At 64.5% G+C, this 26,703-nt stretch carries 27 protein-coding genes; 20 read left to right on the top strand and 7 right to left on the bottom strand.

Features of this window, described 5'->3' with window-relative positions:
• Positions 1-66: 66 nt before the first annotated feature.
• From DT070_RS09605 to DT070_RS09615, 3 genes are read left to right on the top strand one after another with little or no spacing between them, the layout of a single operon-like run.
• Positions 67-1,173: a class I SAM-dependent methyltransferase gene (locus DT070_RS09605; protein WP_122955187.1), complete on the top strand. Its 1,107-nt coding sequence runs from the start codon at positions 67-69 to the stop codon at positions 1,171-1,173.
• Between the two features lie 9 nt (positions 1,174-1,182).
• Complete coding sequence (locus tag DT070_RS09610) at positions 1,183-1,377, top strand: DUF2905 domain-containing protein (protein ID WP_122955188.1); 195 nt, start codon at positions 1,183-1,185, stop codon at positions 1,375-1,377.
• 20 nt (positions 1,378-1,397) lie between these two features.
• Positions 1,398-2,357: an ROK family protein gene (locus DT070_RS09615; RefSeq protein WP_122955189.1), complete on the top strand. Its 960-nt coding sequence runs from the start codon at positions 1,398-1,400 to the stop codon at positions 2,355-2,357.
• Positions 2,358-2,491: 134 nt separating this feature from the next.
• Here the strand turns inward: DT070_RS09615 and DT070_RS09620 are convergent, their stop codons facing one another.
• Positions 2,492-3,130 carry a 5-formyltetrahydrofolate cyclo-ligase gene (locus tag DT070_RS09620; protein WP_122955190.1) on the bottom strand — a complete coding sequence of 213 codons (639 nt, stop codon included), beginning with the start codon at positions 3,128-3,130 and terminating at the stop codon, positions 2,492-2,494.
• A 36-nt stretch (positions 3,131-3,166) separates the two neighbouring features.
• On the opposite strand from DT070_RS09620, the gene DT070_RS09625 reads away from it, so the two are divergent.
• The gene (locus DT070_RS09625) at positions 3,167-5,272 is read left to right on the top strand and encodes a lytic transglycosylase domain-containing protein (protein ID WP_122957341.1); all 2,106 of its coding nucleotides are present in this window, start codon (positions 3,167-3,169) and stop codon (positions 5,270-5,272) included.
• Positions 5,273-5,514: 242 nt separating this feature from the next.
• On the opposite strand, the gene DT070_RS09630 is transcribed toward DT070_RS09625, so the two are convergent.
• Positions 5,515-5,907, bottom strand: coding sequence for a RidA family protein (locus tag DT070_RS09630; protein WP_122955191.1), 393 nt, complete (start codon positions 5,905-5,907; stop codon positions 5,515-5,517).
• A gap of 284 nt (positions 5,908-6,191) precedes the next feature.
• On the opposite strand from DT070_RS09630, the gene DT070_RS09635 reads away from it, so the two are divergent.
• From DT070_RS09635 to DT070_RS09670, 8 genes are all read left to right on the top strand, one after another.
• Entirely contained in the window at positions 6,192-7,748 is a 1,557-nt protein-coding gene (locus DT070_RS09635; RefSeq protein ID WP_122955192.1) for an ABC transporter substrate-binding protein, read from the top strand.
• A gap of 144 nt (positions 7,749-7,892) precedes the next feature.
• Complete coding sequence (locus tag DT070_RS09640) at positions 7,893-8,834, top strand: ABC transporter permease (protein WP_122955193.1); 942 nt, start codon at positions 7,893-7,895, stop codon at positions 8,832-8,834.
• A gap of 3 nt (positions 8,835-8,837) precedes the next feature.
• Complete coding sequence (locus DT070_RS09645) at positions 8,838-9,677, top strand: ABC transporter permease (protein ID WP_092132859.1); 840 nt, start codon at positions 8,838-8,840, stop codon at positions 9,675-9,677.
• Between the two features lie 24 nt (positions 9,678-9,701).
• Positions 9,702-10,772 (top strand): ABC transporter ATP-binding protein, encoded by a 1,071-nt coding sequence (locus DT070_RS09650; protein ID WP_122955194.1) that lies wholly within the window; start codon positions 9,702-9,704, stop codon positions 10,770-10,772.
• Entirely contained in the window at positions 10,769-11,746 is a 978-nt protein-coding gene (locus tag DT070_RS09655) for an ABC transporter ATP-binding protein (RefSeq protein ID WP_122955195.1), read from the top strand. The genes DT070_RS09650 and DT070_RS09655 overlap by 4 nt, the downstream gene beginning before the upstream one ends.
• Positions 11,747-11,762: 16 nt before the next feature.
• The gene (locus DT070_RS09660) at positions 11,763-13,055 is read left to right on the top strand and encodes an amino acid deaminase (RefSeq protein WP_122955196.1); all 1,293 of its coding nucleotides are present in this window, start codon (positions 11,763-11,765) and stop codon (positions 13,053-13,055) included.
• 39 nt (positions 13,056-13,094) lie between these two features.
• Positions 13,095-14,006, top strand: coding sequence for a MurR/RpiR family transcriptional regulator (locus tag DT070_RS09665; RefSeq protein ID WP_122955197.1), 912 nt, complete (start codon positions 13,095-13,097; stop codon positions 14,004-14,006).
• On the top strand, positions 14,003-15,478 hold the full coding sequence (locus DT070_RS09670; RefSeq protein ID WP_122955198.1) for an amidohydrolase family protein: 1,476 nt from the start codon (positions 14,003-14,005) through the stop codon (positions 15,476-15,478). The genes DT070_RS09665 and DT070_RS09670 overlap by 4 nt, the downstream gene beginning before the upstream one ends.
• Positions 15,479-15,594: 116 nt before the next feature.
• Here the strand turns inward: DT070_RS09670 and DT070_RS09675 are convergent, their stop codons facing one another.
• Positions 15,595-16,578, bottom strand: a complete 984-nt coding sequence (locus tag DT070_RS09675) for a LysR substrate-binding domain-containing protein (protein WP_122955199.1) — start codon at positions 16,576-16,578, stop codon at positions 15,595-15,597.
• Between the two features lie 162 nt (positions 16,579-16,740).
• Between DT070_RS09675 and DT070_RS09680 the strand changes: the two genes are divergently transcribed.
• Positions 16,741-17,373 carry a DUF2917 domain-containing protein gene (locus tag DT070_RS09680; protein ID WP_164483738.1) on the top strand — a complete coding sequence of 211 codons (633 nt, stop codon included), beginning with the start codon at positions 16,741-16,743 and terminating at the stop codon, positions 17,371-17,373.
• An 86-nt stretch (positions 17,374-17,459) separates the two neighbouring features.
• Here the strand turns inward: DT070_RS09680 and DT070_RS09685 are convergent, their stop codons facing one another.
• Complete coding sequence (locus tag DT070_RS09685; RefSeq protein ID WP_228778530.1) at positions 17,460-17,930, bottom strand: TfoX/Sxy family protein; 471 nt, start codon at positions 17,928-17,930, stop codon at positions 17,460-17,462.
• Positions 17,931-17,995: 65 nt separating this feature from the next.
• Between DT070_RS09685 and DT070_RS09690 the strand changes: the two genes are divergently transcribed.
• Positions 17,996-18,553, top strand: a complete 558-nt coding sequence (locus DT070_RS09690) for a gluconokinase (RefSeq protein ID WP_122955201.1) — start codon at positions 17,996-17,998, stop codon at positions 18,551-18,553.
• A gap of 193 nt (positions 18,554-18,746) precedes the next feature.
• Complete coding sequence (locus DT070_RS09695; protein WP_122955202.1) at positions 18,747-19,736, top strand: MBL fold metallo-hydrolase; 990 nt, start codon at positions 18,747-18,749, stop codon at positions 19,734-19,736.
• A gap of 11 nt (positions 19,737-19,747) precedes the next feature.
• Here DT070_RS09695 and DT070_RS09700 read toward each other — a convergent pair whose 3' ends face one another.
• Positions 19,748-20,155, bottom strand: a complete 408-nt coding sequence (locus tag DT070_RS09700; RefSeq protein WP_122955203.1) for a BLUF domain-containing protein — start codon at positions 20,153-20,155, stop codon at positions 19,748-19,750.
• A gap of 78 nt (positions 20,156-20,233) precedes the next feature.
• Here DT070_RS09700 and DT070_RS09705 point away from each other — a divergent pair, with 78 nt between their 5' ends.
• Positions 20,234-20,992, top strand: coding sequence for a Crp/Fnr family transcriptional regulator (locus tag DT070_RS09705; protein ID WP_122955204.1), 759 nt, complete (start codon positions 20,234-20,236; stop codon positions 20,990-20,992).
• A 170-nt stretch (positions 20,993-21,162) separates the two neighbouring features.
• A complete protein-coding gene (locus DT070_RS09710) occupies positions 21,163-21,492 on the top strand; it encodes a hypothetical protein (protein ID WP_122955205.1) in 330 nt (109 codons plus the stop codon).
• Between the two features lie 63 nt (positions 21,493-21,555).
• Here the strand turns inward: DT070_RS09710 and DT070_RS09715 are convergent, their stop codons facing one another.
• The gene (locus DT070_RS09715; protein WP_122955206.1) at positions 21,556-22,464 is read right to left on the bottom strand and encodes a DUF6279 family lipoprotein; all 909 of its coding nucleotides are present in this window, start codon (positions 22,462-22,464) and stop codon (positions 21,556-21,558) included.
• A gap of 22 nt (positions 22,465-22,486) precedes the next feature.
• On the opposite strand from DT070_RS09715, the gene glmU reads away from it, so the two are divergent.
• The 3 genes from glmU to DT070_RS09730 all read left to right on the top strand — a co-directional run bounded on the left by glmU (position 22,487) and on the right by DT070_RS09730 (position 25,672).
• Positions 22,487-23,917 (top strand): bifunctional UDP-N-acetylglucosamine diphosphorylase/glucosamine-1-phosphate N-acetyltransferase GlmU, encoded by a 1,431-nt coding sequence (gene glmU / locus DT070_RS09720; RefSeq protein ID WP_122955207.1) that lies wholly within the window; start codon positions 22,487-22,489, stop codon positions 23,915-23,917.
• A 567-nt stretch (positions 23,918-24,484) separates the two neighbouring features.
• Positions 24,485-25,063: a hypothetical protein gene (locus tag DT070_RS09725; RefSeq protein WP_122955208.1), complete on the top strand. Its 579-nt coding sequence runs from the start codon at positions 24,485-24,487 to the stop codon at positions 25,061-25,063.
• A gap of 15 nt (positions 25,064-25,078) precedes the next feature.
• Positions 25,079-25,672: a hypothetical protein gene (locus tag DT070_RS09730; protein WP_122955209.1), complete on the top strand. Its 594-nt coding sequence runs from the start codon at positions 25,079-25,081 to the stop codon at positions 25,670-25,672.
• A gap of 50 nt (positions 25,673-25,722) precedes the next feature.
• On the opposite strand, the gene DT070_RS09735 is transcribed toward DT070_RS09730, so the two are convergent.
• The gene (locus tag DT070_RS09735) at positions 25,723-26,655 is read right to left on the bottom strand and encodes a DMT family transporter (protein ID WP_164483739.1); all 933 of its coding nucleotides are present in this window, start codon (positions 26,653-26,655) and stop codon (positions 25,723-25,725) included.
• Between the last annotated feature and the right edge of the window lie 48 nt (positions 26,656-26,703).

A 26,703-nucleotide genomic window follows, 5' to 3' on the forward strand; every position in this document is an offset into this window, starting at 1 on the left:
CTGGATGGGCTGAAAGAAGGGGCGGGGCTATCGCCGACAATTGCAGGCGCTGACACACGCCCCGATATGACCCCGATGGCCACCCCCCCCAATTTACACACCGCTCTTGCAAGGCACATCACCCAAGCCATTGAGGCCGCCGGCGGCTGGCTGGGCTTTGACGCCTTCATGGCGCTGGCCCTTTACACCCCCGGCCTGGGTTACTACGCCAACGACTCGCGCAAATTCGGCCTGATGCCCGGCACCGGCAGCGATTTTGTGACGGCGCCCGAGCTCTCCCCCAGATTCGGCCAGACGCTGGCCCGCCAGGCCGCCCAGGCCCTGGAGGCCACCGGCACGGCCGAAATCTGGGAGTTCGGCGCCGGCTCCGGCGCGCTGGCGCTGCAGGTGCTGGAGACACTGGGTGAGAAGCTGCAGCGCTACACCATCGTCGATTTGTCGGGCAGCCTGCAGGCACGCCAGCGCGAGCGCCTGGCCGCTTATGGCAGCAAGGTGCAATGGGCGACGGAGCTGCCGGCGAAGATGAGCGGCGTGGTGCTGGGCAACGAGGTGCTCGACGCGATGCCGGTCAAACTGCTGTCGCGTTTGGCGGGCGTGTGGCATGAACGCGGCGTGGTGATGCACGAAGGCGGCTTTCTCTACGCCGACCAGCGCACCGACTTGCGCCCCCCGTTCGAGGTAGAGGGTACGCACGATTACCTCACCGAAATCCACCCGCAGGCTGAAGGTTTTGTCGCCACGCTGGCCGACCGGCTCGAAGCCGGCGCCGTGTTCCTGCTCGACTACGGCTTTCCGGAGCACGAGTACTACCACCCCCAGCGCAGCATGGGCACGGTGATGTGCCACCGCGGCCACCTGGCCGACGCCGACGCGCTGGCCGACGTCGGCAGCAAGGACATCACCGCCCACGTCAACTTCACCGGCATCGCCCTGGCCGGCCAGCAAGCCGGGTTGCAAGTGCTGGGCTACACCAGCCAGGGGCGGTTTCTGCTCAATTGCGGCCTGGTCGACGGGATGGAAGGCGCGCCGCTGGAGCAGCGCGTGATGGTGCAAAAACTCATTGCCGAGCACGAGATGGGCGAGCTGTTCAAGGTGATTGCGTTCGGCGCCAAAGACACCGCTGTGTGGGAGCCTATGGGCTTCAAGGCGGGCGACCGCATGCATACCCTCTAAACTGTTCTGATGATCCGCTGGTTCATCGTCATCTTTTTGGCCCTGATGCTTATCAGCTGGTTCAGCCCGCTGCTGCACAAGCTGGGCTTTGGCAAGCTGCCGGGGGACTTTCGCTTTCGCCTTTTCGGGCGCGACTGGTTCATCCCGCTCACCACCACGATTTTGCTGAGCTTTATTGCCAGCCTGATCTCTCAACTCATCTGAATTAAAAAGGTGCCATACCGATGAAAGCCTGCGTCGACCTGGGAGGCACCAAGATCGCCGTCAGCCTGGTGGACGCCGGCCCGCAAATGAGCCTGGCGCAGGCCATGTCTGCGCTGCAATCGCGCCGCAGCGAGCCCACCGAAAAGGCCGGCCCGCCGGGCACCGTGGCGCAACAGGTGCTGCGCATGCTGGGCCAGGCCTGCGAGGCCGCCGGCATTCGCGAGCAGGACATCGAGGCGGTCGGCGTGTCGTCTTGCGGCCCCTTTGTCGTGGCGGGCGGCATGATCGAAGTGTCCAACCCGAATATTTGCGGCGGCATGGCCGGCCCGGCGCGCGGCCTGCCTAACGACTGGGTCAGCGTGCCGCTGGAAGCCCCGCTGCGCCAGCGGTTTGCCAATGTTCTCCTCGAAAACGACGGCGTAGGCGCCTTGCAGGCCGAACGCCGCTGGGGCGCGCTGCAGGGCGTTGACAGCTGTGCTTATGTGACCTGGAGCACCGGCATCGGCTTTGGCCTGTGCGTGGACGGAAACATCCTGCGCGGCAAACACGGCAACGCCGGCCACGCGGGGCACACGTTTGTGAGCGACAGCGACGACACGCTGTGCGGCTGCGGCAATGTCGGCGACCTGGAAGCGCTGGTGGCCGGCAATGCGATCGAGCGGCGTTTTGCCGGACAGGGATATGCCGGCGCCACCGCACTCTTCACCGCCGCACGCGCCGGCGATGCCGCCGCGCTGGCTATCGTCGACGAACTCTGCCGGGTGATGGGCCGCGGCCTCTACAACCTGGTTGCGACGCTGGACCTGCAGCGCTTCAGCATGGGCGGGGGCGTGTTCTGGAACAACCGCGACTTTTTGCTGCCGCGCCTGCAGGCGCAACTGCGCGGCAAGTTTCCGGCGCTCACTGAGGGGGTTGAGGTGGTGGCTGCGGGGCTGGGAGAGAAGGTGGGGGACTTTGGGGCTTTGGCGTTGGTGAGTTGAGGTTTGTTGGTGTTTTTGGCCACCAGCCCAAGTGGTTCCCTGGTTGTTAGCTCCTGAATTGATAGCACGCTGCGGTTCTATGCACAGGCACAGCCAGGCCGGAGCAAGAACCAACCTCACAAAGCAAGGTCACCTCACACCGGCCAAACCACACCCTTGTCATTGAGGATGGCATCCAGCGGAATGTCGTGCGGCTCGGGCTCCATGTCGGGCAACCACCCATGGGTGTAGCCCAGGCCCACGGTAAAGGGCCGTGGCTGCAGCGTGGCCAGCGTGCGGTCATAAAAACCGCCGCCATAGCCCAGCCGGTAACCGCCCGGCCCGTAACCCACGCAGGGCACAAACAGCAGGGTCGGCACGATGACTTCCGTGTCCTTGGGTTTGGGGATGCCGTAGGCGTCTTCTTCCATCGGGCAGCCGGGGTACCAGGCGTGGAAGGTCAGGGTCTTGTGCAGCTTGTTGACCACCGGCAAGCCGATCTTGCGCGGCGACCTCGCTGCTATGCTTTCTGTAGCTAACTGTGCAGACTCCACCTGGGCTAGCGCCGGATTTGATGATGAATCCTGGCTGAGGATGGCGTCCTCCTGCCAGCGGTAGAGCGCGGGCAGCGGATCAAACTCGCCCTTGATGGGCCAATAGGCGCCAATCACCTCGTGTTTGGAACCTACCAGCCAGATGCGCATCACACGTTGAAGCATGTCGGCGCGCTCCAGGCGGTCGGGCATGTTCAGGCGAGCTTCAACCAGTGCCTTGCGGGTGCTTAATTTGTCCATAATGTCCCGATGCTATACAAATTTCTTACCGGTTCCATGCGTGCGACCGCGCGGCCTTCCCTTCTTGGCGCCTTGGCGTGCCTGGCCCTGACAGCGCCGGCGCTGGCGCAGACCGCTTCTTCCGGCGGCAACAACAGCGCCGCCGACAACGTGATCGTCGAGATGAACAAGGCCTCCAAACGCGGCGACAAGGCCCGCATGGCGCAATTGCTGCCGCAGGCCAGGGGCCATGCGCTGGAGCCCTGGGCTGCTTACTGGGAGCTCAAGGCCCGGCTGGGCGAGGCCGGCCCGCAAGAGGTCCAGGATTTTTTCAGCCGCTACGCCGGCACCTACCAGGAAGACCGCCTGCGCAACGACTGGCTGCTGCTGCTGGGCCAGCGTCGCGACTGGGCCGGCTTTGCCGCCGAATACCCCAACTACCGCATGAACGACGACAAGGAAGTGCGCTGCTACGCCATCCTGGTCGAGCACCTGAAGAACCCGGCCATCGATGCGCGCCTCTCGGACGAAGTCAAAAAGAACTGGTATGCACAGCGCGAGGCCGACGACGGCTGCACCGCCGCCGCCGAGCGGCTGATGGGCGCCAAAAACCTCACGCCGCAAGATATCTGGATCAAGGCCCGGCTGGCCACCGAGGCCAACCGCCCACGCGCCGCGCGCGATGCGGTGCAGATCGTCGCACCCGACGCCGTGGGCATGGTGAACGACCTCAACGCCAGCCCGATCAAGTTCCTCGCCGGCAAACACCTGGCCATCAGCAAGGCGCGCCGCGAGATCATCACGCTGGCGCTGATCAAGATGGCGATCTCCGACATCGAAGGCGCGGCCTTCCAGCTCGAGAACAAATGGGGCATGCAGCTGAACACCGAAGAGCGCAACTGGGTGTGGGGCGCCATCGGCCGGCAAGCCGCCACCAGGCTGGGCACGGTGCCCGCAGGCGACGCGCTGCAGTACTTTGCCAAGGTCACCAAAGACAGCGACCTTTCCGACGACATGCTGGCCTGGAAGACCCGCGCCGCATTGCGCGCCGGCGCCCAGCCCAACTGGGCGCAGGTGCTGTCGGCCGTCAACGCCATGAGCGAAGACGCGCGCAAGGACCCGACCTGGACCTACTGGAAAGCGCGCGCGCTGCTGGCCACCGCGCCGCCGGACGCCGCACCCAAAACCCCCATCGTCGTGCCCGCCACACCCGGCGTGACGCAAACCATCAGCACCGGCATCACCATCGCGCCGCAGCGCGCCGAAGCCCTGGCGCTGATGCAGTCGATTGCCTCGGTGCGCGGTTTTTACGAGCAGCTCGCGCTCGAAGAAACCGGCCAGAAGATCACCGTGCCGGCCAAACCCGCAGCGCTGACGGCCGAAGAAAAAGAAGCCGCACGCCTGAACCCGGGCCTGAACCGCGCCGCCTACGCCATCGCGATCGGCCTCAGGCCCGAAGGCACGCGCGAATGGAACTACACCACCAACCTGCACAAGCGCGGCGGCATGGCCGACCGCGAACTGCTGGCCGCCGCCCAGTTCGCCTGTGACCGCCAGATCTGGGACCGCTGCATCAACACCAGCGAACGCACCAAGGGCGAGATGGACTTCGACCAGCGCTTTCCGATGCCGTTTCGCGAGGCCGTCACGCAGCGCAGCAAAACCATCAACCTGGATCCCGCCTATGTCTACGGCCTGATCCGCCAGGAAAGCCGCTTCATCATGGACGCCCGCTCCGGCGTGGGCGCCTCGGGCCTGATGCAGGTCATGCCGGCCACGGCCCGCTGGACAGCCAAAAAAATCGGGCTGGAAGGCTTCACGCAAGACCAGCTCAACGACCGCGACACCAACATCGCCATCGGCACGGCGTACCTCAAGCTGGCGCTGGACGACCTCAACGGCTCCATGCCCATGGCCGCAGCCGCCTACAACGCCGGCCCCGGCCGCCCCCGCACCTGGCGCAACGGCCCGGTGCTGGACGCCGCCATCTGGGCCGAGAACGTGCCCTTCAGCGAAACGCGCGACTATGTGAAAAAAGTGCTGTCCAACACCACCAACTACGCGGCCATCCTGACAGGGCAGCCGCAGTCGCTGAAGGCCCGCCTGGGCACGGTGGGGCCGCGGGATGCGTCGCAGCCTGAGCCTTACAAGGATTTGCCTTGAGGGGGTGCGCCTCTGCCTGGTTTCATAGTGAAATTGGCCTCTAGCCCAAGTGTCGCCTTGGGTGATAGCTACTGAATTGATAGCGAATGTGGGGTTTGGTGGTCGGGCTTTTTTCTTGGTCTTGCTGGCCGGGGGTTGCCCGGCGGCAACCCCCGGCCCCGGAATTCAAAACACCTCAGCGCCCCACAACAAAAACGCTTCGACAGGCTCAGCTCCAAGGAAGAAGACAGGGCTTCGAACCCTCAGCCCTTGGGCTTGTAAGCCACCACATCAATCTCAACCCGCGCATCCACCATCAAGCGCGCCTCCGTCGTCGACCGCGCAGGCTTGCCGCCGGTGAAGTAGCTCATATACACCCGGTTAAAGCTGCCGAAGTCGCGTGCGTCCTGCAGCCACACCGTCGTCTTGCAGACATCGTCCAGCGTGCAGCCGGCCAGCGCCAGGGCGGTCTGGATGTTCTTCATCACCTGGCGGGTCTGCACTTCAATGCCGCCGTGCACGATCTCGCCTTTTTCATCGGCCGGCACCTGGCCGGAGACATACACAAAGTCACCTGCGCGCACAGCGGGCGAAAAGGGGCGGGGCTGGTGGTCGGAGGCGATGGGCGGGTTGCCGAGGTATTCGAGGGCGGACATTGCGAAGACTCCTTATTAGGTAAACAATGGGCAGTTGCCGTGCGCAGCGGCGGGCGGTCAACAAACAACAACAACAAAGGGCGCGGCATCCATACCACCAAGGTGGTGCAAATGGCCGAAGCCGGCGGGGCGCAACGCCCCAAAGCCATGCAGCATAAACCCTAATCTGAAATATATTTTCAGTTTCTAGGGTCATTTCCTAGGGTTTATACCAATTTCTAGGTATTTTTTGGTGGCATATTCTTTGCAAGTTGAAAATTACTTTCACTTTTAAGGAGATCGGCATGCTGCAGAAGTTCTTGATCAGCCGTCGCACGGCGGTTGCGTTGGCCCTGGTGGCGAGTGGTTCGGCCCTGCTGCCGATGACCGCACAGTCCCAGGCATTGTCCAAATCGGCGCTTAACCTGGCGATGATCGCCGAGCCCGCCACGCTGGACCCGATGGCCACCACCGCCGACCTGACGGCGACCATCATGCAGCACGTGTACGAGCCGCTCTACACCTTCGACGCCAACTGGAAAATGATTCCCATGCTGGCCGAAAGCCTGCCGAAAATCTCGGCCGACGGCAAGCGCTACAGCATCACCCTGCGCAAGGGCGTCATGCTGCACAACGGCCGCGAGCTCAATTCCGAAGACGTGGTACTCAGCCTGAAACGCTGGATGGAAGTCTCGCCGCGCGGCAAGGCCCTGGCCAAGGAAATCGACAGCCTGACGGCCAGCGGCGCCAACGGCGTTGAGATCGCCCTCAAGGCCCCTTACGCGCCGCTGCTGCCGCAGCTGGCGCTGCCGTCCGGCATGGCCGCCATCATGGCCAAGGAAGCGATTGCCACGCCGCTCAAAGAATTCGTCGGCACCGGCCCCTACAAGTTCAAGGAGCGCCGCCCCGACCAGTATGTGCTGCTGACCAAGTTCGACCAGTACTCGGCCCGCAAGGAAGCCGCCAGCGGCTACGGCGGCAAGAAGGTCGCGATTGCCGAAGAGCTGCGCTTCATCCCCGTGCCCAACGCCAACACGCGTGTTGAAGGCTCGCTGGCCGGCCAGTACCACTTTGCCGACCTGCTGCCCACCGAAGCGCTGGGCCGCCTCGAAAAATCCGGCGGCAAGACCGTGCCCATCCTGACGCCGTCTTTCGGCTTTCCTTACTTCGTGTTCAACACCAAGGAAGGCGTGATGGCCTCGCAGCCGCTGCGCAAGGCGGTGCAGACCAGCTTTGGCGAAGGTGAAATGATGGCCGCCGGTTTCGGCGACACGCGTTTCTTCATCGCGGAAGCCAACCACTTCCCCAAAGGCACGCCCTTCTATTCCACCGCAGGCTCCAACCTGTACAACGAGCGCGATGCCGCCAAGGCCAAGGGCCAGGCCGGCGCCGCAGGGTACAAGGGCGAGACCATCCGCATCCTGACCAGCCGCCAGTACGACTTCCACTACAACATGGCCCTGATCATGGCCGAGCAGCTCAAGCGCGCCGGCTTCAAGGCCGAGCTCAATGTGGTCGACTGGGCAACGCTGGTGCAGCGCCGCGGCGACTCCAAGCTGTGGGACATCTACATCACCCATTCCGGCCAGTTCCCTGAGCCGATGCTGTCGCCGCCGCAACTGGGCGACGGTGCACCGGGCTGGTGGTCGTCTCCGGCCAAGCAGTCCACGCTGGCTGCGCTGAACCAGGAAACCAACCCCGCCAAGCGCGGCGCCCTCTGGGGTGCGGTGCAGCAGGTGGTGTACGACGAAGTGCCGTATATCAACGTCGGCAAGTTCAACAGCCTGTCGGCCAAGTCGCCGGCGCTGCAAGGCTATGTACCGTCCACCTGGCCGTTCTTCTGGAACGCAGGCCTGAAATAAATGAGCCCCCACGCTTTTCACTTCACCTTCGGCTTCGTGTAATACGCTGCCCCCTCAGGGGGCCGTCCGCCTGCGGCCCGGCAAAGCCGGTTCCGCGGCTCCACTGGTTTTTGTTTCGCTTCTCCTCTTTAATAGAACAAGGTCATGACCCGCTATTTGTTGTCAAGAGTCATGGGCATGCTGGTGGTGATGGCGCTGGTCGCCGTCATCGTCTTTGTCCTCACACGCGCCGCGTCGGGCGACCCGATTGCGGTGTTGCTGGGCGACCAGGCCACGGCCGAGGACATTGCCAGCGCGCAAAAGCTCTACGGGCTCGACAAGCCGCTGCCGGTGCAGTTCGGTTACTGGCTCAAAGAGCTGTCTCACGGCAACCTGGGCCAGTCGATCTTTTTGCAGCGTCCGGTGACGCAAGCACTGTGGGAGCGGGCCGAGCCCACCACGCTGCTCGCGTTGCTGTCGGTGTTGATTGCGGCGGTGATCGGCGTGCCCTGCGGCATCGTGTCGGCGGTGTTTCGCGGCAAGTTCATCGACCAGGTCTTTACCGGCTTTGCCATGCTGGGCGCCAGCATCCCGAGCTTCTGGTTCGGCCTGGTGCTGATGCAGATCTTTGCGGTCTCCATGGGCTGGTTCCCGGTCTCGGGGTATGGTGACCCGGGTGCCACGCTGGTCGAGCGCATGCACTACCTGGTGCTGCCGTCGGTAGTGCTGGGCGTTTTGAATTCCGCGCTCATCATCCGCTTCACGCGCGCCTCCATGCTCGACGTGCTGGGTGAAGACTATGTGCGCACCGCCCGCGCCAAGGGCCTGTCGGAAAACGTGGTGGTGCTCAAGCACGCCCTGCGCAATGCGCTGGTTCCCATCGTCACCGTGTTGGGCCTGACGGTCGCGCTCATGATCGGCGGCGCTGTGGTGACCGAAACCGTGTTCGGCCTGCCCGGCGTCGGCAATCTGGTGGTGAGCGCCGTGCTGCGCCGCGACTACCCCGTCATCCAGGGCGCGCTGCTCGTGATCGCCATGATTTATGTGGTGATCAATTTCCTGACCGACCTTCTCTACATGCTGGTTGATCCGCGCGTGAAGTACTAAGTTATGAAGATCCCCCTCACGCTGAAAAAACTCTTCCGCCGCCGCATCGTGCTGGCGGCGGGCATCTGCCTGCTGATCGTGGTGGCCGTCGCATTGCTGGCCAATGTGGTCAGCGGCTACGACCCCAACGACACGGCGGTGCGCGAGCGCCTTTCTGCGCCCACCGCCAAGCACCTGCTGGGCACGGACGAATTGGGCCGCGACCTGTTTGCGCGCATCGCGTTCGGCGCGCGTTATTCGCTGACGATTGCCGCGCTGACGGCGATCGGCTCCATCGCGCTGGGCACCTTGTTTGGCCTTGTCGCCGGCTTCTTCCGCCGGCTCGACGCACCCATCATGCGTGTGGTCGACGCGATGATGTCCTTCCCCGACATCCTGCTGGCGATCGCGCTGGTCGCCATCCTGGGCCCGTCCATGCTCAATGTGGTGTTTGCGCTGGTGCTGGTCTACACGCCGCGTGTGGCCCGTGTGGTGCGCGCTTCCACGCTGGTGGTGCGCGAGCTGCTGTTTGTCGAAGCCGCGCGCGCCGTCGGTGTCTCCACCGGCCGCATCCTGCTGCGCCACATCCTGCCCAATTTGATGTCGCCCATCCTGGTGCAGGCGTCCTTCATCTTTGCCTATGCCATCCTGGCCGAGGCCGCGCTGTCTTTCCTCGGCGTCGGCGTGCCGCCCGAAATCCCGACCTGGGGCACCATGGTCGCGGGCAGCCAGCAGTATGCGCATGAGGCGCTGTGGATCGTGCTGTTCCCCGGCCTGGCCATCATCCTGACGGCGCTGTCGCTGCAGCTGCTGGGCGACGGCGTGCGCGACCTGCTGGACCCTCGACTTAAGAAGTCGATGTAAGTAGTCCATCCAAAGAACGACTCCATGAATTCCCCCACACCTCTTCCAACGCCAGCTGGTACACGCCTCGACGTGCGCCACCTGAGCACCTTCTTCGACACCGACGAAGGCCTGATCCGCTCGGTCGCCGACGTGAGCTTCAGCATCCGCCCCGGCAAGACCACCGCGCTGGTCGGCGAGTCCGGCTCCGGCAAGTCGGTCACCAGCCTTACGCTGATGCGCCTGCTGTCGCGCACCGCTTCCACCCAGGTCAGCGGCGAGGCGATGTTCACCAACCGGGCCGGCCAGACAGTTGACTTGCTGTCATTGCCCGAAGCCGAGATGCGGCGCATACGCGGCAACGAAATCGCGATGATCTTCCAGGAGCCCATGACCAGCCTGAACCCGGTGTTCACCGTGGGCGAGCAGATCGCCGAGTCGGTGCGCCTGCACATGGGGCTGGACCGCAAGGCCGCGCTGGCCCACGCGTTGCGCATGCTGGAGCTGGTCGAGATCCCGGCCGCGAAGCAGCGCCTGAACGAATACCCGCACCAGCTCTCAGGCGGCATGCGCCAGCGCGTGATGATTGCCTTGGCCATGGCCTGCAACCCCACGCTGCTGATCGCCGACGAGCCGACCACCGCACTCGACGTGACCATCCAGGCGCAAATCCTGGAGCTGATGCGCCGGCTGCAGGCCGAGACCGGCATGAGCATTTTGTTCATCACGCACAACCTGGGTGTGGTGGCCCACCACGCCGACGATGTGGCCGTGATGTACGCCGGCCGCATTGTGGAAGCCGCGCCTGTGCGCGAACTCTTTGCCCAGCCGCGCCACCCCTACACACAAGGCCTGCTGGCCTGCCTGCCGGCGCAGCAGCGCAAGCGCGAACTCGCCAGCGGCCAGACCGGCGCCAAGCGCCGCCTGTATGCGATTCGCGGCCAGGTCTCCAGCCCGCTGGCGCCGCCGCCGGGCTGCGCGTTTGAGCCGCGCTGCGACCTGGCGATTCCGCCTTGCCGCGACGCCATGCCCGCGCTGCTGGCGGCGGGCCCCACCCGTGCCGCGCGCTGCATTCGCGTGGAAGAAACAGCTACTGCCACGGTGGAGACCGTATGAGCGCCCCTTTGATTGAGGTCAAAAACCTCCAGCGTTATTTCGGCGCGACGGCGAAACCGGTGCGTGCGGTGGACGACGTGTCCTTCAGCATCCAGCCCGGCGAAACCCTGGGCCTGGTCGGTGAGTCCGGCTCCGGCAAAAGCACGATTGGCCGTACCCTGCTGCGCCTGATCGAAGCGACCTCGGGCCAGGTGCTCTACCGCGGTGAAGACCTGGGCACGGCCTCCAGCAGCCGCATGCGTGCGCTGCGCAGCAAGCTGCAGATGATTTTTCAGGACCCGTATGCCAGCCTGAACCCCAAGATGCGGGTCAAGGACATCCTCGGCGAAGCGCTGCAGGTGCACGGCCTGGCCAAAGGCAAGGCGGCGCGCGAAGAACGCATCGCCGAGCTGCTGGAGCTGGTCGGCCTGCGCGCCGAACATGCCAGCCGCTACCCGCACGAATTTTCCGGCGGCCAGCGCCAGCGCATCGGTGTCGCACGCGCCCTGGCGGTGGAGCCCGAGTTCATCGTAGCCGACGAGCCGCTGTCGGCGCTCGACGTGTCCATCCAGGCGCAGGTGGTCAACCTGCTGTGCGACCTGCGTGACCGCCTCTCGCTGACCATGCTGTTTATCTCGCACGATCTTGACGTGGTCGAGTACCTGTGCGACCGCGTGGTGGTGCTGTACCTGGGCCGCGTGATGGAAGTCGCGCCCACGGCCGAGCTCTTCGCCCGGCCGCTGCACCCTTATACGCAAGCCCTGCTGGCTGCCTCGCCCAAGCCCGACCCGGAGCACAAGAGCGAACGCATTGCGCTCAAGGGCGACATCCCCAGCCCCGTCAACCCGCCCTCGGGCTGCGTGTTCCGCACCCGTTGCCCGCATGCCATCGAGGCCTGCTCCACCACGCGCCCCGAGTTGCGTGACATGGGCCAGGGCCGTTTCAAGGCCTGCATCCGCGATGACCTCGCGGTGCCCGTGCTGATGGCCGCCTGATAATCAGATTCACTTTATGACCACCTTGCAAGACCTTCTCGACCCGCAGATTGACCGCAGCTACAAGGGCTTTCCGCACAACAGCGCGCCGGTGCGCCGCTCCGACATGGGCAAGCAGGGCTGGAACGTGCTCAAGGGCGATTTGCCGCTGCCGCTGGCCATCGTCAAGCAGTCGGCCATGAAACACAACCTCGGCTGGATGCAGCGCTTTGCCAAGGGCCAGGGCGTGGACATGGCGCCGCACGGCAAGACCACCATGTCGCCGCAATTGCTGCAGCGCCAGCTGGACGAGGGCGCCTGGGGCCTGACCTTCGCCACCGTCGCGCAGATGCGCGCGGGCATCACCGCCGGTGCGAAACGCCTCATCATCGCCAACCAGGTGGTCAATGCGGTCGACCTGGCCGGCATCCAGGGCATGCTGCGCGAGTATCCCGGCCTGCGCATCGTCTTCCTCGTGGATTCAAAGGCACAGCTCGCATTGATCGAAACCTGGGCGAAAGCGAATGCCGCGCAAGGGGTCTCACCCTTTGAAGTGCTGATGGAAATCGGCGTGATGGGCGCACGCACCGGTGTGCGCACCGATGCCGATGCGATGGCGCTGGCCTCCGCCATCCACGCCAGCCCGGCCTGCCGCCTGATGGGCATCGAGACTTATGAAGGGCAGGGCGCTACCGGCAATTCTGACAACGACAAGGCCTATGCCGACACGCTGATGCAACGTGTCTGCGGCATCGCACTGGCCTGTGACCAGCAAGGCCTGTTCGACAGCGACGAAGTCCTGATGACGGCCGGCGGCTCGGCCATCTTTGACCTGGTGAGCGGCTGGCTCACGCCCAAACTGTCGAAACCGGTGCGTGGCCTGCTGCGTTCGGGTTGCTACATCACGCATGACCACGGCAACTACAAGCGCCTGGTCAGCGCCGTCAACAGCCGCCTGCACGACAGCGACGGCCTCAAACCCGCCATCGAGGTCTGGGCTACGGTGCAGTCCTGCCCCGAGCCCGGCCTGGCCATCCTGGCCGTGGGCCGGCGTGACCTGTCTTACGACCTGGAGCTGCCCATCCCGCTGTCGACCGTGAATGCACCCGGCGCCGCGCCGGTGGCCGTGCCGGCCGACTGGAAGATCACGGCGCTCAACGACCAGCACGCCTACCTGCGTGGCGAAGGCCCGGCGCATGCGGCGCTCAAGGTCGGCGACCTGGTGGCGCTGGGTATTTCCCATCCCTGCACCACTTTCGACAAATGGCGCTGGATGCCGGTGGTGGATGACAACTACGGTGTGTGTGATGCACTCGTCACCTGTTTTTAAGCGGATTCATTTGTTGGTAGTAACAGGCCCTAAGCACTCATGACCTCTCAAGTTCTTGCCAAAATTGCCGACACCATTGCCACCGCGCCGACCTCGCGGCGCAGCGTGCTGGAGTTGATCCTGCAGGACCCCCAGCGCGTGCTGGACGAAAGTTTTGAGCAACTCGCGCAGCGCGCGGGCAGCTCGGTGCCCACCATCATGCGCACCTGCCGCGACCTGGGTTACCCCGGCCTGCGCGAGTTCAAGCTCGCGCTGGCGCAGGAAATGGCCGTCAGCGGCTCGCCGCTGCACCGCCGCGTGCAGCTGCACGACGACACCGAAGAAGTCATCTCCAAAGTCATCAAGGGCGCCGCCACTGCCGTGAGCGGTGTGCAGGCCCAGCTGAACATCGAGGCCGTGGAAGCCGCGGCCAACGCCATCGCACGCGCCACCCGCATCGACTGCTACAGCGTGGGCGTCACGTCCAGCTTCATGGCCTCGGACATGCAGGCGCGGCTCTTCAGGCTTGGCCTGGTGTCGAATGCCTACCTGGACATTCACCTGCAACTGGTCTCAGCCGCCACCATCAGCCCGCAAGGCGTGGTGTTTGCGATCTCCCACGTGGGCGGCATGCCCTCGCTGCTCGAGGCCGTCGAGGTCGCGCAGTCGCAAGGCGCCACCGTGATTGCACTGACCCAGCAGGGCACCGAACTCGCCAAACGCGCCGACATCGTGCTGGGCATCCATGTGCCCGACGATCCTGTGATGCATGTGGGCACCGAGGCCTACCTGGTGCATTTGACCGTGATCGAAATCCTGACCGTGCTGGTGGCCCAGCGCCTGGGCGACCGGGCCGTCAAACGCCTGGGCGGCGTGCGCGATGTGCTCAGCACCCGCGGCGTGGACATGCGCCACTATCCAAAACTCGACTGGGACACCGTGACGGCCGTGAACGAAAGCAAGATCAAATGACGCGTGCGACGCTGCTGGAAAACGGCTTGGTGATTGATGGAACGGGCAATGCCGGATTTATAGGCGATGTGTTGCTGGCAGGTGACCGCATTGCCGCCGTGGGGCCGGGTCTGTGGGGAAAGCTGCCCGGGGCCATGGCGCAAAGCGATGTGACGCGTGTGGACTGCACGGGCCTGGCCATCACGCCGGGTTTTGTCGATGTGCACACGCATGACGACGCCATCGTGCTCAACCACCCCGAAATGCTGCCCAAGGTGTCGCAAGGCATCACCACCGTGGTCACGGGCAATTGCGGTATCTCGCTCGCACCCTTTGTGGTCAAGCAACCCGAGCCGCCGCTGAACCTGCTGGGCGCCGACTCCTTCCGTTTTGATTCTGTCGATGCGTATGAGCGCGCGGTGATGGCCGCGCAGCCGGCCGTCAATGTCGCCGTGCTGATCGGCCACACCACCTTGCGTTTTGCCTGCATGGACGACCTGACCCGCGCGGCCACGCCGGCGGAAGTCGACGCCATGTGCGCGCTGCTGGAAAAGTGCATGGAAAGCGGCGCCGCCGGCATGTCTTCCGGCCTGTTTTACGAACCCGCCTTTGCCGCGCCCGCTGAAGAGGTGGTGCGCCTGGCCCGCGTGGTGTCGCGCTTTGGCGGCGTTTACAGCACGCACCTGCGCGACGAGATGGCCAACATCATCGAAGCCCTGCACGAAGCCGGCGACTCCGCCTTCAGCGCCGGAGTGCCGCTCATCGTGTCGCACCACAAATGCGCCGGGCCTGCCAACTGGGGCCGCACACAACAAACACTGCCGCTGATCGAATCGCTGGCCGCACGCCAGTCCGTGGCCATGGACGTCTACCCCTACGTGGCCGGCTCCACCGTGCTGCGTGAAGACCTGGTCGACGGCGTGATCGACGTGCTCGTGAGCTGGTCTACCCCGCACCCCGAGATGACAGGCCGCACGCTGGCCTCCATCGCCGGCGAGTGGGGCGTCGATCAGAAAGAAGCCTGCCGCCGCCTGCAACCGGGCGGCGCCTGCTACTTCCAGATGCACGAGGATGACGTCAAACGTGTCATCGCGCACCCGCTGACCATGATCGGCTCCGACGGCCTGCCGCACGACCAGCACCCGCACCCGCGCCTGTGGGGCGCTTTCCCGCGCGTGCTGGCACGCTACTGGCGCGAGCAAAAACTCTTCTCCCTCGAAACCGCCATCTACAAGATGACCGGCATGTCGGCCCGCAACTTCCGCCTGCACCAGCGCGGCCAGCTGCAGCCCGGCTGGCACGCCGACGTGGTGGTGCTGGACCCGGCGCGTGTGCGCGACGTGGCGACGTATGAAGACCCGATCGCCTTGTCGGAAGGCATCGAGAAGGTGTTTGTGAATGGCGAGCTGGCGTATGTGGCCGGCAATGCCGATGCGGCGAATGCCAAGGTTCAGGCGCGTGCCGGCCGTTTGCTCAAACGCGGGGCGGCCTGAGCTTTTAGCGGTTTTTCCATCCCTGCCGTTCGGGCTGAGCCTGTCGAAGCCGTGCGTGAATTAAGCCCGTCGACAGGCTCAGGGCGAACGGGGAATTACCAGGGCCGGAGGTTCAATCAATCCAAAGAGTCGACCGTATCCGGATCCGGCCCATCCCCAATCGCCTCCCGCGTCAGCGCCGCCTGGCTCTTGAGCCAGTCGCAAAACGCAATCACCTCCGGCCGGGCCACGTTGCGCGGGCCGACGATCAGCCAGTAACTCATGGGCGACTCCATGCGCATCTGCGTCAGCGGCTCCACCAGGTCGCCTGAGGCCAGGCTTTCAGCGATTAGCGGCAGCCGGGCCAGCACCACGCCCTGGCCTGTCAGCGTGGCCTGCACCATCTGGTAGGCGTAATTGAAGTACAGCCAGCGTTTGGCTTCCAGCTTGGGGCTGGCGTGCAGTTCGAGCCAGCGGCGCCAGGTCAGCCACTCCAGGTGGGTGTGGTGGGCGTCGCCCGCCTCGATCAGCGTGAACTGCGCCAGGTCGTCCGGCTTTTTCAGCCTGGGCCCGCTTTTGAGCAGCCAGGGGCTGATCACCGGCGTGATCTGCTCGCCGAACAGGCGTATGGCACCCGGCGGCATGGCGCTGGCCGGCGCGTAGCGCAGCGCCAGGTCCAGGTCCGAAATGTCCAGATCCACCGCCACGTCCGACGCATCAATCCGGATGTCGATATCGGGGTTGTCGCGCTGGAAACCCTCCAGCCGCGGGATCAGCCACATCGACGCAAATGAGGCAAAGGTGGTGAGCGAGACGCTTTTGCGCCCCGCGCTCTGGCGGATCTGCCGCACGGCGTTGTCGATGCGCTCCAGCGAGGGCGTGACCGCCCGCAGCAGGATGCCGCCGGCGTTGGTGAGCTCTACCGCGCGGGTGTGGCGGTGAAACAGGCTCACGCCCACGTCTTCTTCCAGGCCCTGGATCTGGCGGCTCACGGCCGACTGGGTGAGGGCCAGTTCTTCCGAGGCGGCGCGGAAGTTGAGGTGGCGGGCGACGGCCTCAAAGGCCCGCAGCTGGCCGGCAGAAATGGGCCGGGAGCGGAGGTGGGTTTGTGAATGGAGCATGACAGTGTGGGGCTGAAAAGACGCAATTAGGGCAATTCGGGCCTGATTGATTAATGCGATTATGGAATCAATAGCTTACCGCGATTTCATTGGACTGTGCAAGCCCGCAGCGAGATGATTCAACCCTCATCACTCACTTCATGCCCTTTCAGGAGAACCACCATGGACCACGCAGCTCACCCCTCAGGAGATCGATTCTTGCAACAGGCTTCAGACGCCACCAACGGCCACGTGGCCGGCCTGGCGGGCTTCTGGAAACTGGGCGCGGGCCGGGCGCTGACGCTGCGTGCCTCGCAGGCCGGTGTGTTGCGAATTGCGCATGGCCGGGTCTGGGCCACCTTCGACTTTGCCAGCCAGGACATCCATGTCCGCGCCGGCGACCACTTCCTCGGCCGGGGCGAAAGCCTTTCGCTGCGGGCGGGTGAGTCGCTGGTGATGGAGTCCTTCAGCGCTGGTCACGCTGCTTCCGCGTATTTCAGCTGGGAGCCGGCAACGGCCTGCGCCGAAGTGACCGAGATGAAAGAGCCTTCGGGCTGGCGCGCCGGCGTCATGCAGCCCCTGGTGGACCTGCGCGCCGCCTTCGGCCTGGCCGCCGGCGCCCTGGGCCGCCTGGCCCGCGGGCTGGTGATGGGCGCGGCTGCCGCTGCTGAAGCGGTGCTGACCCCCATCGCCCTGGTGTTCGTCACCGCCCGCGCCCGGCCCCACGTCACCGGCCACGACTTTGACACCTACAAGGACAACCAGGCCCAGCCGCGAAGCTACAACGTGCTGGCCATGTCCAACCTGGTGAGCTGAATCAGCATCGCAGCCGGCCACCCAGCCAATAGTTTTTTACTCCGGGAAAACCGTTCACCCGCAGTCTGCAAAGGCTGCGGGTTTTTTTATGGGCGGCTGCGGGGTTTGGCGGTTTTGGCTGGCTTGGCCGTTTTGGCGGCCGGCGCTTTTTTTTTCACCTTGGGCGCTTTGGGTGTTTTCGCCGCTTTGGCTGCCCGCGCCTTCAGCGCGCAGTCCAGCGCCACACGCGCCCACGGCAGCATCACCGCGGGCGACTCCATCGCTTCCTCGGGCGCCGTGTAGTAGTTGAGGCTGTGCGGCGCCGCCACGCCGTTGCGGGTGATCTCATAGGTGAAGCGTTCGCAGCCCTGGGCTTCATAGAGCCCGCGCGTGTCCGCGTCGGCCTTGAGCCACAGCTTGTCGCCGCCGCCCAGGTCGGCCACCAGGGCCAGTGTCAGGCCTGAGGTGCTGATGCCCCAGCCGCCGAACATGCGTTTGGCGGTGCACGGCCCCACGCCTGACAAAAGCTCGCAGCAGTACATCGCAAAATCGTGGTGGGGTGCGTTGGATGAAGCCATGCCGCCACGATAGCAAAAGCGCATCAAATCGGCGGCGGCAGGCCTTTGCCCGCGATAATTTGCGGATGCCCCCTGTTTCGCCGACCCTGTCCCCTGCCGCCTCCGGTGTTCCTTCCACGCCATCGCCCGTGCGCGTGGTGGTGATGGGCGTGGCCGGCTGCGGCAAATCGGCGGTCGGGCGCTTGATCGCCGACCAGCTGGCGCTGCCGCTGATTGAAGGCGACGACTTCCACCCGCCCGGCAACATCCGCAAGATGCAGCAGGGCATCCCCCTGGCCGATGAAGACCGTGCCGACTGGCTGCGGCAGCTGGGCGCCGAACTGGCGCGCCACCCGGACGGCGTGGTGCTGACCTGCTCGGCGCTCAAGGCGGCTTACCGCAGCAGCCTGCGCGACGCCGCGCCGGGCCTGCAGTTTGTGCACCTGGCCATCAGCCAGGCAGAGTCCCTGCGGCGCGTGTCGGTGCGGCCCGGCCACTTCTACCCGCCCAGCCTGGTGGCCAGCCAGTTTGAGGCGCTGCAGGATCCCTCGGCCGAGGCCGGGGTGCTGACACTGGACGGCGACGCGCCGCTGCAAGCGCTGGCGCAGCGCGCAGCCGCCTGGCTCGGCGGCGCCGGCCGCTAGCCGCATTTATCAATCAAATTGGCCTCCAGCCCAGGCAGGGTATGGGCTATGCGCTATTAAATTTATAGCGCTACGCCGATCACAAGCGCACGGCCGGGTTTTGCGGTTCAACTATCCGTAACGAGTTACGTTTAAGTAAAATCCCCGCATACCGGCGGCTTTTGCTTCGCCGCGCCCACAACAGGAAGCCCCGATGTCCAAAGCCTTTGCCTCGCAGTCCGACCTCACGGACAAAACCATCACCTTCGAGCAGCTCAGCGCGCATTGCTGGGCCTACACGGCCGAGGGTGACCCGAATTCCGGCGTGATCATCGGCGACAAATTCATCATGGTGAGCGACGCCACCGCCACGCCCGCCATGGCGCAGGATTTGATCGCCCGAATCCGCACCGTGAGCGACAAGCCCATCAAGTACGTGCTGCTGACGCACTACCACGCGGTGCGCGTGCTGGGCGCCAGCGCTTACGTGGCCGAGGGCGCAACCGAAGTGATTGCCAGCCGCGGCACCTATGAGCTGATCGTGGAGCGCGGCGCGCAGGACATGCAAAGCGAGATGGAGCGCTTTCCGCGCCTGTTCCGCAACGCCGAAAGCGTGCCGGGCCTGACCTGGCCGACTTTGGTGATCGATGGCGGCAACCCGGTGAAAGGCGAGGTGCCCGGCAAGCTGGTGCTGGACCTGGGCGGCGTGAAAGTGCAGGTCTGGCACCCGGGCCCCGGCCACACGCGCGGCGACACGATTGCGTGGATCGAAGAAGAAAAAGTGCTGTTCTCAGGCGACCTGGTCGAGTACGAAGCCGGCGTCTACACCGGCGACGCCCAGCTGGAAGAGTGGCCCGCGACGCTGGAGGCCCTGCGCGCGCTGAAAGCCGAAGCCATCGTGCCCGGCCGCGGTGAGGCCATGAAGGGCGCGGCCAATGTCAACAAGGCGCTGGACTATACAAAACGCTGGGTCGAGACGCTGTACAAGGCCGGCAAGGAAGCCGCCGCCGCCGGCATGGACCTCAAGGCCGCGATGGACCACACCCGCAAAAGCATGGACCCGGTTTTCGGCCATGTGTTTATTTACGAGCACTGCCTGCCCTTTGATGTGAGCCGCGCGTTTGACGAGGCCAGCGGAATCAAGAACCCGCGCATCTGGACGGCCGAACGCGACAAGGAAATGTGGGCCGCGCTGCAGGGCTGAACCCGGCAGGCTCAGGCGTCCAGGTCCAGCTTGGCCAGCAGCCCGGTAAACGCATCCAGGGCGGCTTGCCCGTCCAGTTGTTCCATGCGCTCCAGCACGTCGTCCTCTTCCATGGTGCAATAGCCCAGGCTGAAGTTGCGAAAGCGCCGCAGCGCCAGCTCGCCGTGGTGCAGGATCTGCATATTGATATGGCGGGTGTCCTGCCGGATGCGCTCCAGCAGCGCCAGCACCTGCTTTTGGCCACCTTCCAGTTGCTGGCAAAAGCGCATGCCATCAAAGATCAACAGGCCGGTAATGCCACACTCGGCATTGGCCAGGCGGGCCTTGGCTGCAATGTCTCCGATCACGCTCAAAGGCGCTTCGGGCGCCAGCGTGCTGACGTAAAGGATTTCGTACAGAGTCGTGCTTATTTTGTTCATGTGCTTCAAATGTAAGTGCCCCGGACTCGCTACACAATGTCAAAAGACACAGGCAAATGCGCCTAAGATGTTCCCTCCATGAGCATACCGACGCCAACATCAGCTATCTGCCCACCGCGGTGTAATGCCTGCGGCTTACGCAAGACCGGCGCTTTCATGCCGGTGAAAGCGGAAGAACTCCAATTCATCGAAGCTTTTCGCAACGGCATCTCGCAAGTCAACGCCGGCACCACCATACTGCATGAGCAAAAACCCAACGGAAAACTCTTCACGCTGTATTCAGGGTGGGCGTTTCGCTACAAGACACTGAGCGACGGCCGCCGGCAGATCCTCAATTTTTTGCTGCCGGGCGACTTTATCGGTCTGCAGCAAAAGTTCGCCGACGGCGCCATGCACGGCATCGAGGCGGTGACGGACGTGAGCCTGTGCGTGTTTCCGCGCGAAGGGCTGTGGGAGTTGTTTCGCAACCACCCCAGCCTGGGTTATGACGTCACCTGGATGGGGGCGCGTGAAGAAGGCATGGTGGACGACCACCTGCTCACGGCAGGGCGGCGCAACGCCACCGAGCGCGTGGCCATGCTGCTGATGCACCTGTTCCGGCGGCTGGACCGTGTGGGTATGGCCGAGGGCGGCCTGATCGAGTTTCCCATCAACCAGCAACACATTGCCGATGCGCTGGGGCTGTCGCTGGTGCACACCAACAAGACGCTGCGGCGCCTGCGCCAGCTGGGCCTGCACGAGATCGAAAACGGCAAGCTGCGGCTGCTCAACACCCGCGCGCTGGAGCGCATTGCCGACTTTTACGACACGCCGCCACCGCAAGTGCCACTGTTGTAAGCGGCGTGTAGGCGGTCGCCGACAGCAAGGCTTTGGGGCGGATGACACGGCGGCTGCGGATGGGCCTTTAAGGTGCTTTCCTGTTCCGGATTTTCTTTTTTATTCCTTGATGCGGGAATGAAAGTCCGGACACCAGAACACGACACCAGGACATCCAAGGAGACTCCCACATGGACACCGCCAACCGCTCGCGCCTGCAGCAGCAACCCCGACGTTTCGCCGACCGCCAGCAACAGCAAAGCAGCGGATCGCGCGAGTTCCAGCCGCGCAAATCGCAGTCCTCGCAGCCATCGCAACCGTCTGACCGCCCCGCCGGCCAGATGGGCGAGGGCAGCTACGAAGGCACCCGCGACTACCAGGACAACATCAAGTCCTACCTGAAGAATGCCGACGTCGAGTCGGACGCCAAAGCCGCCAGGCCCGATTCAGCGGCGCAGGCTGCAGAGATGAAGAAGGCCGAGGAAGAGGGCAAGTCACACTCCAAAGCGCCGGGTAAATAAACGCCCGGTACACCCGGTACATCGGGTACTAAGCGCCAGGCATCAGGACTTATCAAGACCTTATCAAGACTTCTGCAGGTGCAGGGTCTTGAAGTCCTGCTCATACCGCAAAAGGGTTTCAACCGCTTTGCTGCGTTGCGCCGGCGTGGTGCTGTTGTGCAGTTCGGCAAAGCCGCTGCACGCGTCCTGAGTGAGCTTGTCCATGTAGGCGCGGTAGGCCGGGTCGGGTGAATTGAGCGTGCGTTCCAATAGTCCCTTCATCGCGGCCTGAGTTTTCTCCGGCGCCGCCTGGCCCGCTACCAAAGGGCGCAGGGTTTGCAGGGCGTCCTGCTGGCGCCGCAGCTTTTCCTCATACGACACCGGCGCGCTGAAGTGCGAGTTGTCGATCCGGTGCGCGATCACCGCCAGCTGTTTGTGGTCCAGGCTGCCGTACAGCATTTCGGCGCGCGAGACCGCCTGCTTGTAGCGCTTGTCGCGCCGCGCCTTGCGGCTGCCGTCCAGAAAGTCTTCGCGGTACTCGGCATTGCCTTTGGCAAAGCGGGTTTGCAGTTTCACCAGCTGGTCGGCGTTGAGTGTTCCGACCAGGGCCACCACCGCCGGCTCGGCGCGGTTCGTCACCGCGATCAGCTTGCTGCGCACGTCCGCATACAGCGCGCAGGCGCCGGCGGCGTCCATGTCTGCCGGTATTTGCTGCCGCAGTTTTTGCAGCGTCTCGATATAGGCCGGCAGCTGCGTCTGCCGGTGCCATGCCTGCAGTTTGGCCAGGTCGGCCTTGACCTGCAGGGTTTGCGCATCGGTGAAGTCGAAGTGGCCGTCCAGGTGCCAGTAGGCCAGTTCGGGCGCCTGGTTGTAGGCGATTTTCATGACGCTGCAGCCTTGCAGCGCCACGGCCAGCGCCAGGACGCCCAGCACGCCGATAATCCGGGTGCAGCGTCCCGCTGCTGCCCCGGCAGCCGGCGGACGCGTCAACATCCCAAGATTCAGAGGAAATTTCATGGCAACCCCAATTGATGTCGTCATCATGGCCGCGGGCAAAGGCACGCGGATGAAGAGCAGCTTACCCAAAGTCCTGCACCGCCTGGGCGGGAAGGCTTTGCTGGCGCATGTCATCGAATGCGCCGCGTCCGTGTCGGCACGCAAGGCAGTTGTCATCACCGGCCACGGCGCAGAAGCTGTCGAGGCCGCCTGCACAGGCTTTACGCAGGCGGCAGCGCTTTCAGATTCAAAACTGGACCTGAAGTTCGCGCGGCAGGAGCCGCAGCTGGGCACCGGCCATGCCGTGCAGCAGGCGCTGCCGCTGCTGGCCGACGACGGCGTCACGCTGGTGCTCTCGGGCGACGTGCCGCTGACCCAGCCCGCCACGCTTGAGGCCCTGATCGCCCAGTGCGACGGCCAGCGCCTGGCGCTGCTCACCCTCACCATGGCCGACCCCACCGGTTACGGCCGCATCGTGCGCGCAGGCACCGAAGCCTCGGCCCAGGTGCGCGCCATCGTCGAGCACAAGGACGCCAGCGCCGCCCAGCGCGAAATCCGCGAGATCTACAGCGGCATCATGGCCGTGCCCACGCGCCTCTTGCGCGCCTGGCTGTCCCGGCTGGACAACAAGAACGCGCAAGGCGAGTACTACCTCACCGACATCGTGAAGTTTGCAGTGGCCGACGGCGTGGCCGTGGTGGCCCACCAGATCACCGACGCCGCCCAGGTGGCCGGCGTGAACAGCCCGGTGCAACTGGCCGAGCTGGAGCGCGTGCACCAAAGCCGCGGCGCCGTCGCCCTGATGGAGCAGGGCGTGCGCCTGGCCGACCCGGCGCGGCTGGATGTGCGCGGCACGCTCAATTGCGGCCAGGATGTCGAGATCGATGTGAACTGCGTGTTTGAAGGCACGGTGAGCCTGGGCGACGGCGTGCGCATTGGCGCCAACTGCGTGATCGCCAACTGCACGATTGCCGCCGGCGCGGTGATCCACGCCTTCACCCACATCGACGGTGAAAAGCTCGGCGTGCAGGTCGGCGAGGGCGCGCTGATCGGCCCCTTTGCCCGCCTGCGGCCCGGCGCGCAACTGGGCGCCGAAGTGCACATCGGCAATTTTGTCGAAGTCAAAAACGCCACGCTCGCCAAAGGCGCCAAGGCCAACCACCTGGCTTACCTGGGCGACGCCACGGTGGGCGAGCGCGTCAACTACGGCGCGGGCAGTATCACCGCCAATTACGACGGCGCCAACAAACACCGCACGGTGATTGAGGCCGATGTGCACATCGGCAGCAACTGTGTGCTGGTGGCGCCTGTCACGATTGGTGCCGGCGGGACTGTTGGTGGGGGCTCCACGATTACGAAGAGCACGCCGCCTGGGGCGTTGAGTGTGGCGCGGGGCAAGCAGATCAGTTTGACGAATTGGACCCGGCCTGTGAAGGTTGCGAAGGGCTAGGTTCTCCTTTCCCGTGCCCGGATACGGCACCCCGCACCCCGCACCCCGCACCCGTTCGGGCTGAGCCTGTCGAAGCCTTCTCCCCCTCCGTTCGGGCTGACCCTTCGACAGGCTCAGGACAGGGTACGCCTGACGGCGTATCGAAGCCTGGTGGCGCTCCGGCGATGTGCTTTTTGCTAAGTGCTGCTGGCCGGGGGGTGCCCGGCAGCAACTCACTTTTCTTTTGCTTCGCCAAAAGTAAAGTAAGCAAAAGAAAGGCGACCCTGCTGGCTGCGTCCCTCCGCTTCGCTGCGTGCAACCTGCGGTGCTCGGTCCAGCCGGGGTCAAAAACAACTCGCCTTCGGCTCAAACAAGTTTTTGCCCTGATCCGTCTGGCCCTCCGCTCCTCGGCGCATCCAGAAGGGGCAATCAGGATCGGGATCGGATGCGGGAACGGATCGGCAACCTTACGCCCGAATACGGGATTAGTACCGGTGCTGCTTCCCGGTTACATGACGTAACATGGCGTCGGCGGTGCCTGCAATGGGTGCCGTTTACTTCAACAAATAAATCAACGAGGGGTCTCCCATGTTTCAACTGCTCAGGCGTGCCGTCCTGTTCTCGGGTATTGCTGTGTCTGCGTTTCTGGTGGGCTGCGCCGGCCCGGCGCCCAACTATGCGCCTTCGATAGACAACGTCGAAGCGCTCAAGAAGATTGAAGGTGCGACTGCGGTGAAGACGGGCGCGATCGGTGTGACGGCCGGCATGCCGGGCGCTGCTTCGCTCAGCCTTCGCGCCAACACCATGACGTCACCGGTCGGCAGCAATTACGGCGACTACATCGCTGCCGCGCTGCGCCAGGAGCTGGAGCTGGCCAAGCTGCACAACCCGCAATCGGGCGTTGAAATCAGCGGCACGCTGCTCAAGAACAACATCGATGCCGGAGGCATCAGCACCAATGCCGGGCAGATCGAGGCCCGCTTTGTCGTCACGGCCAACGGGCAGGTGCGCTTTGACAAGGTCAAGCAGGTTGAGCGCAAATGGGAAAGCTCTTTCGCCGGCGCCGTGGCCATTCCGCTGGCGGCCAACAACTACCCCTTGATGGTGCAGTCGCTGGTCGGTGCGCTTGTCACCGATCCTGACTTCATCAAAGCCATCCGCAAGTAAACGGAGACATCGACCATGAACCGTTTTATCGGCTATGCCGTCTCGGCGCTTGCCTGCGTTGCCCTGTTTGGCTGCGCGCATCCCATCAACATGAATCCCGATCTTGCAGCGCTGGCAGCTCCGGCCAACGCCAAGGTCATCAACAAAAGAGCGGGTTACCACATGCCGGACGCCCTGCGGGCGCTGGAAGTCACCACGCCGGGCGGTGGCGGGGACAAAGTGCGGTATTTCCCTTACCGCGACATCGAACCGGGTTTCTACAAGGCCTTGTCCGAAGTCTTCACCAGCGTGACCAAGGTGCAGAACCCCAAAGACCTGGCAGCCCTGCAGGCCGGCGGCGTGGCATTGCTCATCACGCCGGAGGTCACGACAACCTCCTATTCCGACGGCGCTTTCACCTGGCCGCCGACGCAGTTCAGTGTGAAGCTGGTCTGCGACATCACGGATGCGAACGGCAAGGCGGTTCAAACCGTCACCGTGACTGGCAACGGCGCTGCGACGTTTGACGAGTTCAAGGCCAATTTTTCGCTGGCCGCGGTACGCGCCTCGAATGAGGCCCTCGCCAAGCTGATCCAGGCGCTGGCCGAATCGCCCGAGCTGCGCAAGTAGGCAATCCATGGCGTTTCATGCCGGCGGCTGCCGGCATGAAACCGCCCGGCTCACTTGACGCGATTAACCAGAAACACCCCGAATATCGCCAGGCCTCCACCGGCCAGCAGGCTGACAGTCAAAGGCTCGCCCAGGATCAACCACCCCAACAACACCCCGAAAATCGGCACCAGGTTGTTGAACACCACAGTCCTAGCCGCACCCAGCTGGCGTATCCCCTCGTAGTACCAGACAAACGCCACGGCCGTGCCCAACACACCGAGGAACACCAGCCCCGCCCACACCTCGAGCGTGAACGAGGCGGCATGCACCTGCGAAATGTCGCGCAGGGCCAGCAAACCCAAAAACAGCGTGCCCCAGATCGCCGCCCACAGCGTGGCCAGCACAGGCGACAGGCCCTGCAGCAGCTTGCGGCCGAGCAGCGTGTAGACCGCCCACGCGCACACCGCGCCGAACATCGCCAGCTCCCCTTTGCCGACCGATTGCGCGATCTGCGACAGGTCGCCGCGTGTCACCACCACCCACACACCCAGCAGCGCCAGCGCCACACCCAACCAGCGCACCGGCGACATCCGCTCACCCATCAGCGCCGCAGCCAGCAGCAGCGTGACGACCGGGTTCAGGGCAATGATGAGCGAGGTGCGCCCGGCCGGCAGCACCGACAGGGCGGTGAAAAACAGCAGGTTGTACATCAGGATGCCGGTGGCGCCCAGCGCCATCGTGCCCAGCAGCTGGCGCCGCGTGAGCGTCGTGAGGGCGCGCAGGCCTTCGGTGAAATGCAGCGCCGCCAGCAGGGCCAGCGTGGCAAACACAAAGCGGACGAAGCCGGCCGTGGCCGGCGGCAAATGCGCCGAGATGACGCGCCCGGCGATAAAAGTGCCGCCCCAGAGCATGGGCACGCAGGTCAGGCGCAGGTAGATGCCCAGCAGCGACGGCGTGGCGGTGGTGGAGGGGGTAGCGGCAGAGGCGGCGGCAGCGGTCATGGGATGGGATGGTGAAAAAGCGGTCAATCGGGTAAATTCATGCATGAG

The organism is Polaromonas sp. SP1 (assembly GCF_003711205.1).
Taxonomy (GTDB): domain Bacteria; phylum Pseudomonadota; class Gammaproteobacteria; order Burkholderiales; family Burkholderiaceae_C; genus Polaromonas.

Excerpts from the sequence above, each read along its gene's own strand:
- DT070_RS09655 (WP_122955195.1), top strand. The coding sequence starts at position 10,769 with ATGAGCGCCCCTTTGATTGAGGTCAAAAACCTCCAGCGTTATTTCGGC.
- DT070_RS09635 (WP_122955192.1), top strand. The coding sequence starts at position 6,192 with ATGCTGCAGAAGTTCTTGATCAGCCGTCGCACGGCGGTTGCGTTGGCC.
- glmU (WP_122955207.1), top strand. The coding sequence starts at position 22,487 with ATGGCAACCCCAATTGATGTCGTCATCATGGCCGCGGGCAAAGGCACG.
- DT070_RS09685 (WP_228778530.1), bottom strand. The coding sequence starts at position 17,930 with ATGGCTTCATCCAACGCACCCCACCACGATTTTGCGATGTACTGCTGC.
- DT070_RS09605 (WP_122955187.1), top strand. The coding sequence starts at position 67 with ATGACCCCGATGGCCACCCCCCCCAATTTACACACCGCTCTTGCAAGG.
- DT070_RS09615 (WP_122955189.1), top strand. The coding sequence starts at position 1,398 with ATGAAAGCCTGCGTCGACCTGGGAGGCACCAAGATCGCCGTCAGCCTG.
- DT070_RS09695 (WP_122955202.1), top strand. The coding sequence starts at position 18,747 with ATGTCCAAAGCCTTTGCCTCGCAGTCCGACCTCACGGACAAAACCATC.
- DT070_RS09610 (WP_122955188.1), top strand. The coding sequence starts at position 1,183 with ATGATCCGCTGGTTCATCGTCATCTTTTTGGCCCTGATGCTTATCAGC.
- DT070_RS09705 (WP_122955204.1), top strand. The coding sequence starts at position 20,234 with ATGAGCATACCGACGCCAACATCAGCTATCTGCCCACCGCGGTGTAAT.
- DT070_RS09715 (WP_122955206.1), bottom strand. The coding sequence starts at position 22,464 with ATGTTGACGCGTCCGCCGGCTGCCGGGGCAGCAGCGGGACGCTGCACC.
- DT070_RS09660 (WP_122955196.1), top strand. The coding sequence starts at position 11,763 with ATGACCACCTTGCAAGACCTTCTCGACCCGCAGATTGACCGCAGCTAC.
- DT070_RS09710 (WP_122955205.1), top strand. The coding sequence starts at position 21,163 with ATGGACACCGCCAACCGCTCGCGCCTGCAGCAGCAACCCCGACGTTTC.
- DT070_RS09625 (WP_122957341.1), top strand. The coding sequence starts at position 3,167 with ATGCGTGCGACCGCGCGGCCTTCCCTTCTTGGCGCCTTGGCGTGCCTG.
- DT070_RS09690 (WP_122955201.1), top strand. The coding sequence starts at position 17,996 with ATGCCCCCTGTTTCGCCGACCCTGTCCCCTGCCGCCTCCGGTGTTCCT.
- DT070_RS09640 (WP_122955193.1), top strand. The coding sequence starts at position 7,893 with ATGACCCGCTATTTGTTGTCAAGAGTCATGGGCATGCTGGTGGTGATG.
- DT070_RS09725 (WP_122955208.1), top strand. The coding sequence starts at position 24,485 with ATGTTTCAACTGCTCAGGCGTGCCGTCCTGTTCTCGGGTATTGCTGTG.
- DT070_RS09675 (WP_122955199.1), bottom strand. The coding sequence starts at position 16,578 with ATGCTCCATTCACAAACCCACCTCCGCTCCCGGCCCATTTCTGCCGGC.
- DT070_RS09645 (WP_092132859.1), top strand. The coding sequence starts at position 8,838 with ATGAAGATCCCCCTCACGCTGAAAAAACTCTTCCGCCGCCGCATCGTG.
- DT070_RS09665 (WP_122955197.1), top strand. The coding sequence starts at position 13,095 with ATGACCTCTCAAGTTCTTGCCAAAATTGCCGACACCATTGCCACCGCG.
- DT070_RS09670 (WP_122955198.1), top strand. The coding sequence starts at position 14,003 with ATGACGCGTGCGACGCTGCTGGAAAACGGCTTGGTGATTGATGGAACG.
- DT070_RS09680 (WP_164483738.1), top strand. The coding sequence starts at position 16,741 with ATGGACCACGCAGCTCACCCCTCAGGAGATCGATTCTTGCAACAGGCT.
- DT070_RS09620 (WP_122955190.1), bottom strand. The coding sequence starts at position 3,130 with ATGGACAAATTAAGCACCCGCAAGGCACTGGTTGAAGCTCGCCTGAAC.
- DT070_RS09630 (WP_122955191.1), bottom strand. The coding sequence starts at position 5,907 with ATGTCCGCCCTCGAATACCTCGGCAACCCGCCCATCGCCTCCGACCAC.
- DT070_RS09700 (WP_122955203.1), bottom strand. The coding sequence starts at position 20,155 with ATGAACAAAATAAGCACGACTCTGTACGAAATCCTTTACGTCAGCACG.
- DT070_RS09735 (WP_164483739.1), bottom strand. The coding sequence starts at position 26,655 with ATGACCGCTGCCGCCGCCTCTGCCGCTACCCCCTCCACCACCGCCACG.
- DT070_RS09650 (WP_122955194.1), top strand. The coding sequence starts at position 9,702 with ATGAATTCCCCCACACCTCTTCCAACGCCAGCTGGTACACGCCTCGAC.
- DT070_RS09730 (WP_122955209.1), top strand. The coding sequence starts at position 25,079 with ATGAACCGTTTTATCGGCTATGCCGTCTCGGCGCTTGCCTGCGTTGCC.